Annotated in this window: 10 protein-coding genes and 1 pseudogene; 10 read left to right on the plus strand and 1 reads right to left on the minus strand. The window is 67.3% G+C overall.

Features of this window, described 5'->3' with window-relative positions; all coding sequences use genetic code 11:
• The 4 genes from HOP12_10075 to HOP12_10090 all read left to right on the plus strand — a co-directional run.
• The coding region (locus tag HOP12_10075) for a hypothetical protein (GenBank protein NOT34504.1) at nt 1-462 on the plus strand (462 nt) is incomplete at its 5' end.
• Nucleotides 459-770 (plus strand): YbaB/EbfC family nucleoid-associated protein, encoded by a 312-nt coding sequence (locus tag HOP12_10080; protein ID NOT34505.1) that lies wholly within the window; start codon nt 459-461, stop codon nt 768-770. The genes HOP12_10075 and HOP12_10080, both read left to right, overlap by 4 nt.
• Before the next feature lie 14 nt (nt 771-784).
• The gene (recR, locus tag HOP12_10085; protein ID NOT34506.1) at nt 785-1,384 is read left to right on the plus strand and encodes a recombination protein RecR; all 600 of its coding nucleotides are present in this window, start codon (nt 785-787) and stop codon (nt 1,382-1,384) included.
• 31 nt (nt 1,385-1,415) lie between these two features.
• Complete coding sequence (locus tag HOP12_10090; protein NOT34507.1) at nt 1,416-2,525, plus strand: HlyC/CorC family transporter; 1,110 nt, start codon at nt 1,416-1,418, stop codon at nt 2,523-2,525.
• Between the two features lie 6 nt (nt 2,526-2,531).
• Here HOP12_10090 and HOP12_10095 read toward each other — a convergent pair whose 3' ends face one another.
• Nucleotides 2,532-3,146 (minus strand): hypothetical protein, encoded by a 615-nt coding sequence (locus tag HOP12_10095; protein NOT34508.1) that lies wholly within the window; start codon nt 3,144-3,146, stop codon nt 2,532-2,534.
• Between the two features lie 372 nt (nt 3,147-3,518).
• On the opposite strand from HOP12_10095, the gene HOP12_10100 reads away from it, so the two are divergent.
• The 6 genes and pseudogenes from HOP12_10100 to recA all read left to right on the plus strand — a co-directional run bounded on the left by HOP12_10100 (nt 3,519) and on the right by recA (nt 9,093).
• Nucleotides 3,519-4,010 (plus strand): hypothetical protein, encoded by a 492-nt coding sequence (locus tag HOP12_10100; protein NOT34509.1) that lies wholly within the window; start codon nt 3,519-3,521, stop codon nt 4,008-4,010.
• A 48-nt stretch (nt 4,011-4,058) separates the two neighbouring features.
• On the plus strand, nt 4,059-4,715 hold the full coding sequence (locus HOP12_10105) for a GTPase domain-containing protein (protein ID NOT34510.1): 657 nt from the start codon (nt 4,059-4,061) through the stop codon (nt 4,713-4,715).
• Nucleotides 4,712-5,173: a phosphatidylglycerophosphatase A gene (locus HOP12_10110; protein ID NOT34511.1), complete on the plus strand. Its 462-nt coding sequence runs from the start codon at nt 4,712-4,714 to the stop codon at nt 5,171-5,173. The genes HOP12_10105 and HOP12_10110 overlap by 4 nt, the downstream gene beginning before the upstream one ends.
• Nucleotides 5,174-5,214: 41 nt before the next feature.
• Nucleotides 5,215-5,838 (plus strand): annotated as a pseudogene (locus tag HOP12_10115) (hypothetical protein).
• A 466-nt stretch (nt 5,839-6,304) separates the two neighbouring features.
• Nucleotides 6,305-7,561 carry a competence/damage-inducible protein A gene (locus HOP12_10120; GenBank protein NOT34512.1) on the plus strand — a complete coding sequence of 419 codons (1,257 nt, stop codon included), beginning with the start codon at nt 6,305-6,307 and terminating at the stop codon, nt 7,559-7,561.
• 353 nt (nt 7,562-7,914) lie between these two features.
• Nucleotides 7,915-9,093, plus strand: a complete 1,179-nt coding sequence (gene recA / locus HOP12_10125; GenBank protein NOT34513.1) for a recombinase RecA — start codon at nt 7,915-7,917, stop codon at nt 9,091-9,093.
• The last annotated feature ends 104 nt before the right edge of the window (nt 9,094-9,197 follow it).

The following is a 9,197-nucleotide window of genomic DNA, read 5'->3' on the forward strand; positions in this document are numbered from 1 at the left end:
GCGCCGGCCCGACCGATGGCCGCGAGTGCCGCGCCGGTCCGCCCGCTCGCCGAGAACGCCGCACCGGCTGCGCTCGCCGAGGCGCCGCCGCTCGATGCCGAGCGAGCGGAAGCATTGTGGAGCGAGGTGCTGGTGGGCGTCATGAACCGCAAACCGTTGCTCGGTGCGTTCCTGTCGGAGAGCGTTTTCCGCTCCTTCGAAGGCGACGCGCTGGTGATCGCGATGGACGATCTGCACCGCGCGGTGGTGGACGAGAAGGACAATCGCGCCATCATCGCGATCGAAGTCTCGCAGCGATTCGGCCGCGATCTGCGACTGTCGTGCGTGCCTCAGGATGCGGCGGTACCGCGGCGCGCGAGCACCCTCGAAGAGGTCAAGCCTCAGGTCGACCGCGCGATCGCGTGGTTCGACGGCGAAGTCATCAAGCGGCCGACCCGCGGCCAGGAGAACGCATCGTCATGAAGAGCTTCGGTGACCTGGTGAAGCAGGCGCAGAAGATGCAGAAGCAGATGACCGAAGTGCAGGAGCAGCTCGGCAACGAGCGCTTCGACGCGAGCGCTGGCGGCGGCCTGGTCAAAGCCGTCGTGGACGGTCGCCAGCGGCTGAAGGAGCTGAAGATCGATCCCAAGGCGCTGGCCGAAAAAGACGTGACGCTGCTCGAGGACTTGATTCTCACCGCGGTCGGCGAAGCCCAGAAGACCTCCGAGGAACACATGAAGTCTGCACTCGGCAGAGTCACCGGTGGCATGAACCTGCCGTTCTTCGGGTAAGCGCGCCGCCCCCGATGTACAGCTCCAAGTACCTCGAACTCCTGATCGAGGAGCTGACCAAGCTCCCGAGCATCGGCCAGAAGAGCGCGCAGCGGCTCGCGCTCCACTTGTTGAAAGTGCCGAAAGAGGATGCGGTGCGGCTCGCCGAAGCGATCCGCGCGGTGCGCGAGCGCGTGACCTTCTGCTCGACGTGCGGCAACTTCACCGAGAGTGATCCGTGCCTGATCTGCACCGACTCGCAACGCGACGGCGCCTTGATCTGCGTGGTCGAGCAGCCGGTCGACGTGCTGGCCCTCGAACGCACCGCGCGCTACCGCGGCCGCTACCACGTGCTGGGCGGCGCACTTTCGCCGCTCGACGGCACCAGCCCCGAGGACCTGCGCATCCAGCCGCTGCTCGAGCGACTCCGCGGCGGCACGGTGCGCGAGGTGATCCTCGCCACCAATCCGAACGTCGCCGGCGAGGCGACCGCACTCTATCTATCGCGACTGCTCGCGCCGCTCGGAGTGAGCGTGACGCGCATCGCGCGCGGCGTCCCGATGGGATCGGATCTCGAGTACTCGGACATGGTCACACTGGCGCGCGCCCTCGAGGGCCGTCGCGAGGTCGAATGATCGGGTGCCGCCGGCGCCCCTTCGCACGCCCATGACCATTCCGCCCGAAGTCGCCGACGTGCTGCGCGTGGTGCTCGACGTGCTCGCAGTGCTGGCGGTGCCGCTGCTGGTGCTGCTCAACGGCTTCTTCGTTTCGGCCGAGTTCGCGCTCGTCACCATTCGCTGGACGCGCGTCGAGGCGCTGGTGGACTCGGGGCGCTTCGGAGCGTTGTCGGTGCGTCAGGCGGTCGAGCATCTCGACGACTCGATCGCCGCGACCCAGCTCGGCATCACGTTCGCGAGCCTCGCACTCGGCTGGGTCGGCGAGCCGGCGTTCGCGCACCTGATCGAGCCGTTGTTCCGTCACCTGCCGTGGCCGCTGAGCGCCGCAGTGACGCACGGCATCGCGGTCGGCATCGCGTTCCTCGGCATCACGTTCCTGCACGTGGTGCTCGGCGAGTTGGCGCCCAAGGCGATCGCGCTCGAGCGCGCGGAAGACGTTGCGCTGGTGGTGTCGGGTCCCTTGCTGACGTTCGACCGCATCTTCCGCCCGTTCATCCGTTCCATGAACAACGCGGGCAACTGGGTGGTGCGCTCGCTGCGCCTGCCACCCGTCTCGTCCCACCACAACGTTCACTCGGTCGACGAACTGGCGATGCTGGTCGAGGAGACTCAGGAGGCCGGCGCGATCCCCGACGATCAGGCGCGCTACGTGCAAAACGTATTCGAGCTGTCCGACAAGACGGTCGCCGACATCATGGTGCCGAGCGACCGGGTGGTGACGATTTCGATCAGCGCATCCGAAGAGGAAGTGCTGCAGATCTGCCGGCAGACCGCGCACACCCGCATGCCGGTGTGGGAAGGGGACCCGTTCCACGTGGTCGGGGTCGTCAACACCAAGGACCTCTTCCACCTGTTCAGCCTGAAGGGCCTGGTGATCCTGATGGACGCCATGTACGAGCCGCTGTACGTGGCGCCCGACATGCCGGTCGCGCGACTGCTCAGAAGGTTTCGGCGCGAACGGCGTCAGATGGCAGTGGTGCGCGATGAGCGCCTGATGTTCCTGGGCATCGTGACGCTCGAGGACATCATGGAAGAGATCGTCGGAGAGATCGAAGACGAGCACGATCCGCAGACCACGCAGCCGCCCGAAGGCGCCTGACCAGCCTCACCAGCCGCCTTTGCCTCCGATCGGGCCCTGCTTGCCGGTCAGCGCGTAGGTCGAGAAGTGCCGCAGCTCGACGATGTGAACGCGCTCGGCCTCGTCGCGTACGCCTCGCACTTCCTCCCAGACGCCGCTGCCGGGATTGAACCAGCGCAGCACCGGGACGCTGCCGTCGTAGTCCGGTGAGTCGGGGTCGGCGACCGTGCCCTTGTAGCTGATCTCGAGCACCATCGGCACGGTGAACTGCTGACCGTGCGGTTCCAGCTCGAACAGCACCTGCGAGGTGTCGGGCTGAGTGAGCTTTGCGTCGATCGTCTGCTGCACGGCACCGCTCGGGAACGTCAGCTTGAAGCGCCCGCCCGAGACCTGACTCGAGCGATGCGGCTCGACCACGACGTCGAACGACTGCTCGACCGGCAGCGGCCCGGGCCCCGGACCGCCCGGCACCACTTCCATGGTGCGACCGAGGATCGGCTCGGGCGTCGGCGGCAGAGCATTCGGAGTGAGTGCGGTGGGACGGAACGGCTGGCTCACGCCGCAACCCCATGCGAGCAGCACGGCGGCGACGGCAGTCAGACGGTTACGGCGAAGCAGTTGCCTGATCCACGTGAGGGACATGGGTGGCTCCGAATCGCGGTTCTATGAATGCCCGCGCCGATCCGAAAAAAGAAAGTGTTGCATCGGACCCGCGTTCATCTCACTCGTAGTGCAGCCGGCATGCCCTTCCGTTCGTGATTCAAGCGGTGGCGGCGCATCGTCGATGCGACATGGAGTTGCGCGGGCGGAACAAAGTGCCGGAGGAAAATGCAACGTCCGCAACGCGCGCAATGCAGTGCGAAACTGAGGTCGTGGACCCACCGCACGGGGGCCGATCACGCAATCGGAGCTTGCTCTCGTGATGACACGATGTTAAAACGTTTCCGCTGCATAAGGACGTGCCAACGTGCCGTGACTCATGACCCTCGAGCCGCCGGAGTGCGGAGGGGTGCCATGTCCCAGTGGACGCTGTTCGAAAAGGATTTTCGGGCGATCGACGAGGTGCTCTACGAGCTCCTCGAGCGAACCAACGCCCTGTCGGTGCATCTCGTCGATCGTAGCGGTCAGCTCATCACGAGCGCCGGCCGCACGTCCGACTTCGACGCCGTTTCGTTCGCGAGCCTGATTGCCGCGGACTTCACGGCCAATGGCGAGCTGGCGCAGCTGCTGGGCGATGAAGGCGCTCGCGCCGTGGTCAGCGAGGGCACGACGCGCACAGCGTATTCGAGCCTGCTCGCCGACCGCGTCATCCTGTGCACGGTGTTCGACCGCCGCAGCAGTCTTGGACTGGTGCGTTTTCGCGCGGCGCGCGCCCTTTCGACGCTCGATCCGCTGTTCCGCGGACTGTTCGAGAAGGTCGGGGTGGCGACCGAGATGATGCCGGATGCAGGCGAGTTCGTCGCCGCGGCCGGCCGCGAGGTCGACGCCCTGTTCGGCGATTCCTAGACGGCGACCCTCACGGCGTGCCCGATCGCGGCGCGTGCCCGAGCTCCCATGGCCCTCATCAACCACCGTGCGCGCGAGATCCATTTCAAGGTCGTCTATTACGGCCCTGGCCTGGGTGGCAAGACCACGAACCTCAAGTGCCTGTTCGAGCGCCTGCCGGCGGAACGCCGCGGGCGGCTGATCTCGATCGCCACCGATAACGAACGCACGCTGTTCTTCGACTTCCTGCCGATCGACGTGGGGCTCGTGAACGGCATGATGACGCGATTCCACCTCTATACGGTGCCGGGGCAGATCTACTACCAGCGCTCGCGCCGCGCGGTGCTCCAGGGCGTCGATGCCGTGGTGTTCGTCGCCGACTCGCACCCGGCGCGTGAGCGCGCGAACCTCGAGTCGCTCGCCGACCTGCGCGCCAATCTCGCCACCATCGGAATCGACGAGGATGCGATCGCGCGCCTGCCCTGGATGATCCAGTACAACAAGCGCGATCTGACGCTCGCGATGCCGCTCGAACGCATGCGCGCTGCCCTGAATCCGAACGGTGCGCCTGACTTCGAAGCCGTTGCGACCTCCGGGAAAGGCGTGAACGAGACGCTCAAGTCCGCCTGCAAGGCAGTGCTCGCGCGCCTTGCCGCGCCCGACCTGCGCCCGAGGGTCGCGCCAGCGCACGTGCCCGTGACGCCGTCCGAAGCGCGACAAGTATGAAGGGACTCTTCAAGTTCCTGGCGACGCTCGGACCGTCGGGCTACGCGCCGATCGCTCCCGCCACCGCCGGCAGCTTCGTGGTCGCGGTGATCGGCTGGTTCCTGCCGGTGCCGCCACTCGCGATCACGATCGGGTTGCTGGTGATCGGTACTGCGATCGCGGTGTTCCTGGCCGGCGAGGCCGAGAAAGAGCTGGGCCACGACGCCAAGCCGATCGTCGTCGACGAGGCGGTCGGGCAGAGCCTGGCACTGCTGTTCGTGCCGCACGTGTGGTGGGCGTTCGGGATCGCATTCGTGCTGTTTCGCATCTTCGACGTCTGGAAGCCGCTCGGTGCGCGTGAGGCTCAGGTGCTGCCGGGCGGATTCGGCATCGTCGCCGACGACGTGATCGCGGGACTCACGAGCTGCGGTGTGTTCCATCTGGGCGCATGGGGGCTGCACCGGCTCGGAATCGGGTAGAGTCCCGGCGCCGCTGCCGCCCTACACTCGGAGTCCCCACCGTGTCCCAGCCGATCCACGAGTTCGTCCGCGACGCCCTGGCGCGCGGCATTCCGCGCGGCGAGATTCGGGCCGCCCTTGCGCACGCGCGCTGGCGCGAGGAAGAGATCGACGCCGCACTGGCGGCGTGGGACGACGCGGCGTTTCCGATCCCGGTTCCGCGCCGCCGCGCGCAGCTTTCGGCGCGCGAGGCGTTCCAGTACCTGCTGATGTTCGCGACGCTCTACACCGTCGCGTGGGCGGCTGGTTCGATCCTGTTCGCCTGGATCGAGCGCACGTTCCTGGACGCGGCGATGCGTGGCGCGATGTGGGACGGGCACCGCCAGTGGGTGCGAAGTGCCGTGGCCTCACTCGCGATCGCGTTCCCGGTGTTCCTGTTCACCGCGCGCATGATCGGCGACGCGCTCGAGCGCGAGCCCGAGCTGCGCCACTCGGGAGTGCGACGGTGGCTGACCTATCTCACGCTCTTCAATGCGGCGTGCGTGATCATCGGCGACCTGATCGCGGTGCTGATGGGCTTGCTGTCGGGCGAGCTCACGACCCGCTTCCTGCTCAAGGCGATCGTGGTGCTGGCGATCGCGGCGGTCGTGTTCGTTCACTACCTCGGGGGCTTGAGGCGCGAAGAGACCGATGCGCCGCGTGCGACGCGCCGTGCGCCGCTGCTGCCGCGTATCGCCGGGGTGCTGGTCGTGGCGGTCGCGGTGCTCGGGTTCACGATCGCCGGTTCGCCGGCCCGCGTGCGCGTCGAGGTGATCGACCGTCAGCGCATTCGCGATCTCGAATCACTGGCCGAGGCGGTGCGAAATCACCGCGAGCAGTATCGCGGGCTGCCCGCCACGCTCACCGAAACCGATCCCTTCAAGTTCGGCGGAGCGGGTACTCAGGGTGATCCCGTCACGCGCAAGGCATACGAGTACCGCGTCGTGGACTCGCTGAGATTCGAGCTGTGCGCCACGTTTGACGCTCCGGACTCGCTGGGTCCCTACTCCGACATCGCTGCGCCGTTCTGGCGCCACGGCGCCGGTGCCCACTGCTTCGAGTTCAAGGTCCCGCCGACCCTTCGTTACCCGGCGCGTTAGGGGCATTCCGAACATGCGCGTCGAGATCGTGACGATCGGCAACGAAGTGCTGTCGGGCCGAACGCTCGACACCAACTTCGCGTTCCTCGCCCGGGCACTCGAAGAGGCCGACGTGCAGGTCGGCTGGCACTCGACGGTCGGCGACACCGTCAAGGACATCGGCGAGGTGCTGCGACTGGCGATCGAGCGCGCCGACGCGGTGGTGATGACCGGCGGCCTCGGTCCGACACCCGACGACCTCACGCGCAAAGCCGTGGCTTCGCTGCTGCGGCGCCCGCTCGAACTCGACGAAGACGTGCTGGCTGCGATCCGCGAGCGTGCGAAGCGGTTCAAACGCAAGACCCCGGTCAGCATCGAGTCGCAGGCGTTGATCCCGCGCGGCGCCGAGGTATGGAAGAACCCGGTCGGTACCGCGCCCGGCTTGAAGCTCGAGTCGCACAAGAAACCCGTGATCCTGCTGCCCGGCGTGCCCGCCGAGATGGAAGCGCTGGCGCGCGAGTTCGTGGTGCCGTTCCTGCGCGCCCGCTCGGGGCGCAAGGTCGAGACCTTCACGCTCCGCACCTCGGGCGTGTGGGAGAGCATGCTCCACGAGAAGATCGGCAATCTGCCACAGCAGTGGGCGGGGGCATCGCTTGCCTATCTGCCGAGCTACTTCGGGGTCGATCTGCGCGTCACGGTGAGCGGTACCGACGAGGCGGCCGTGCAGGACGTGACGCTGCGTGCCTACGAATCGCTCAAGGCGCTGGTGGCGCCGGTGATCTACGCCGAGGGCGGCGCGACGATCGAAGAAGTGGTGGGAGAGCTGCTGGTCGAAAAGCAGTGGACGGTGGCGGTCGCGGAGTCGTGCACCGGGGGGCTGGTCGCCAAACGGCTCACCGACGTGCCGGGATCGTCGCGCTACTTCGAGCGCGGCTTCGTGACCTACTCGAATCGCTCCAAAGTCGAACTGCTGGGCGTGATCGAGACCGATCTGGCGGCGCACGGCGCGGTGAGCGCTGCGATCGCAGAGCAGATGGCACGCGGGGCGCGCGAGCGCAGTGGAGCGCAGCTCGGAGTGGGGATCACGGGGATCGCAGGGCCGGAAGGCGGCAGCGAAGAGAAACCGGTCGGCACGGTGTTCATCGCCATCTCGACCGACGAAGGGGATGCGGTCCGCGACTTCCGGATCCCAGCCGGCCGCCAGGCGGTGCGCGAACGTGCCGCACAGCAGGCGCTCGATCTGATGCGCCGCCGGTTGCAGGGCCTGCCGCTCGAGCCGCGGCTCGACTAGCGCCGAAGCGCTGCGCGGCGTCGGCAGTGCCGGCGCCGGCGCCGGCTCGTTGCCTGCTCACACGGTTCACGTCGTGTCCCCGACGGGCGCTTCGCTTCGTGGACCTCCGGGGCCGGTGGGGCCCTTGTGTCTGAACTGCCCGGCATGGCACGCTTCCCGCTCGACAGTCGGAATACCCGCCTATCATGCGGTCTTGATTCGCCTGCCCAAATGTGTAATATGCCCCCCGTACGCGGAAAAGGCACCGGCCCGTCGGGCCCCGATCGGGGTCTCGAACGCATCCGGCGCCGCAGGATGTTCCGCTCGAATGATGCACGTACCGCCCCTGCGAAGGAGACGCAGCAATGAGCCTCATGCCTTCATCCGCCAAAGAGAAAGGGAAAGCCCTCGATCTCGCCCTCCAGACCATCGAGAAGCAGTTCGGAAAGGGCGCCATCATGAAGCTGGGGGATGAGAGCGCGAAGATCGCGATCGAGACCATTCCGACCGGTTCCATCGCGCTCGACATGGCGTTGGGCGTTGGCGGAGTGCCGCGCGGGCGCATCGTCGAGATCTACGGGCCGGAATCGAGCGGCAAGACCACGCTCGCGCTCACGATCGTTTCGAACGCCCAGCGGCTCGGGGGCAACGCGGTCTTCATCGATGCCGAACACGCGCTCGATGCTGCCTACGCTCAGAAGCTCGGGGTCGACATCGCGAACCTGCACGTCGCGCAGCCGGACACCGGCGAAGAGGCACTCGAGATCACCGACCACCTGGTGCGCTCGGGTGCGGTCGACGTGGTGGTGATCGACTCGGTCGCCGCACTGGTGCCACGCGCCGAGATCGAAGGCGAAATGGGCGATTCGCACGTCGGCCTGCAGGCGCGGCTCATGTCGCAGGCGCTGCGGAAGCTCACCGGCTCGATCTCCAAGAGCAAGACCTGCGTGATCTTCATCAACCAGATCCGCATGCAGATCGGCGTCATGTTCGGTAATCCCGAGACCACCGCGGGCGGTCGCGCGCTCAAGTTCTACGCCTCGGTGCGCCTCGACATCCGCCGCATCGCGACGCTCAAGGAAGGCGAGACCGCGGTCGGTAACCGCACCAAGGTGAAGGTGGTCAAGAACAAGGTCGCGGCGCCGTTCCGCGAAGCCGAGTTCGACATCCTCTACAACGAAGGCATCTCGCGCGAAGGCGAGCTGATCGACTTCGGAGTCGACAAGCTCGTGCTCCAGAAGGCGGGGACCTGGTTCAGCTTCGGCGAGGAGCGCATCGGTCAGGGGCGCGAGAACGCGCGCATGTTCCTGAAGGAGCACGTCGACGTTCGCAAGCGCGTCGAGGGCAAGCTGCTTCCGATGCTCGGGCTGAAGGGTGGTGTCGTCGCGCCGGCCGCGGAGCCGGCCCGAGACGCTGCAGCCGAGTCCGCGCCTCCGACGACGAACGGCACCGAGGCGGCCGCCAAGGCGGGTGCCAAGCCTGCCGCGAACGCGGCGGCAGCTCCCGCGCGCCCGCAGCCCGCGATGACGGCGGGGAGCGATCGGCGCCGGTAGTTCCAGCATGCGGGACGCTCTACAAGAAGCGGTGCGTGAGGCGGCGCTCAAACTGCTCGAGCGCCGCCGCCGCACGCGCTCCGATCGCGCGCGGCGGCTGCGCG

The sequence above is a fragment of the Candidatus Eisenbacteria bacterium genome (genome assembly GCA_013140805.1).
Taxonomy (GTDB): Bacteria; Eisenbacteria; RBG-16-71-46; order RBG-16-71-46; family RBG-16-71-46; genus JABFRW01.